We start from the raw sequence: 1,393 nt of genomic DNA, 5'->3' as shown, positions 1-1,393 counted from the left end.
GTGCTTTGGGGTTGGCAGCCTCTCCAGCTGGTTTTCTGCCTCAGCGAATAGGGCCGTCGGGGCGATGCTGAGCTGGTAGTGCTAGCACAGGGCTAGCCGGTAACGTCTAACGCCGACAGCAGAGAGCCCCAAGCCTAAATGGTGGCGCTAGGACTACTCTGCTTCTGGGAATGTGCGCTTAAAGTCGTCAAGCAGCTCATCCATTTCCTCTAGGGCCTGATTAACATCAATTCTCAAAGTTCCTAGATCTGGCTGCTCTAGAAGGTCTAAAAGATACTCTCGCTTTTGCTCCACTTGGTTGACTTTCTCGCGGATTGTTTCGGGTTCCATTAGCTGACTCATAAAGCAATTACTCCTTAAGATAATTCAAGTTACTAGCGATCGGCAGCAAAGGATGAATACCCCATCTCATTTCCTGATCACGGCTGCCTTGGAAAAAGCCTTGCCTCGACTTCAAATGGTCAAAGGGGCAATTTTGTGGGGGGCGGTTGCGCCAGACCTACCGCTTTGGGTGATTTCACTGATTAGCATTCTTTATTACCATCTGATTCTAGGCTGGGAGACTTGTGAAGCTTTTCGCTTTGTGTTTGCCGAGTTGTACTTTCAAAATCAGTTTTGGATTGTTTCACACAACTTACTTCACGCTCCCGTACTGTTAATGCTTGGTTTAACCTTTGTCTGGTACAAACGACACAGGCTTGATTTACGGAACAACTTACGGGATCGCTGGCTCTTGTGGTTTCTGCTAGCCTGCTTGTTGCACACTCTAATAGATATTTTTACCTATGCCAACGATGGTCCATTAATCTTTTTTCCCTTGGAGTGGACGATTCGCTTTCAGAGCCCGGTTAGCTACTGGGACTCAAGGCATTATGGCAGAGCGTTTAGACTGTTTGAACAAGCCTTAGATGGTGCTCTCTTGGTTTATCTATACGGTCAATGGGTTGTTCGATACTTGGATAAACTCATCCGCTCCTTGTCTCAATCAAAATAAGGCGCTGTCACGCCCTGCAAAAAATAGCTGCCTTTGTGGCTAGAGATTAATTTGACACCTCAGCCATCTCAATGACGCGGCCCTCATAGTCTTTGATCAAGAAGTTAAGCGGCCGCTCACGGCGGATCTTATGCTTAACGTGACGAGTTTGAACCCGCATTAGTACCTGTTCTAGGCAATCGCGGTCAAAGCAGACATGGCGCTGGCGGTTTTTCTCTCCCAGACTGGCCCCGGAAATAATATGCAGTTGAACATTTTTTTTGAGTTGATACCAGAGGCCATCAGGGTTATTAAATCCAGCTCCGGTAGATCGTCCTAAATCAGCGGACATATACAGGGGATCTACACTTGATAACCCCAGGGTTTGCTCATAGTTGTAGTAATAGTGCAACGGGATAT

The 1,393-nt window shown here is 47.2% G+C and carries 3 protein-coding genes; 1 reads left to right on the top strand and 2 read right to left on the bottom strand.

The window, feature by feature from the left end:
• Positions 1-153: 153 nt before the first annotated feature.
• On the bottom strand, positions 154-342 hold the full coding sequence (locus AC2VE5_RS27400; RefSeq protein ID WP_486890685.1) for a hypothetical protein: 189 nt from the start codon (positions 340-342) through the stop codon (positions 154-156).
• A gap of 52 nt (positions 343-394) precedes the next feature.
• Between AC2VE5_RS27400 and AC2VE5_RS27395 the strand changes: the two genes are divergently transcribed.
• Positions 395-994, top strand: coding sequence for a hypothetical protein (locus AC2VE5_RS27395; protein WP_486890684.1), 600 nt, complete (start codon positions 395-397; stop codon positions 992-994).
• 46 nt (positions 995-1,040) lie between these two features.
• Here the strand turns inward: AC2VE5_RS27395 and AC2VE5_RS27390 are convergent.
• Positions 1,041-1,393 (bottom strand): VOC family protein (locus tag AC2VE5_RS27390; RefSeq protein ID WP_486890683.1); only part of this gene is annotated, 353 nt, incomplete at its 5' end.

The organism is Aliterella sp. E5.1 (genome assembly GCF_057473825.1).
The sequence above is the reverse complement of the archived record's forward strand: the minus strand, read 5'-3'. Positions and strand labels throughout refer to the sequence as shown.

Excerpts from the sequence above, each read along its gene's own strand:
- AC2VE5_RS27400 (WP_486890685.1), bottom strand. The coding sequence starts at position 342 with ATGAGTCAGCTAATGGAACCCGAAACAATCCGCGAGAAAGTCAACCAA.
- AC2VE5_RS27395 (WP_486890684.1), top strand. The coding sequence starts at position 395 with ATGAATACCCCATCTCATTTCCTGATCACGGCTGCCTTGGAAAAAGCC.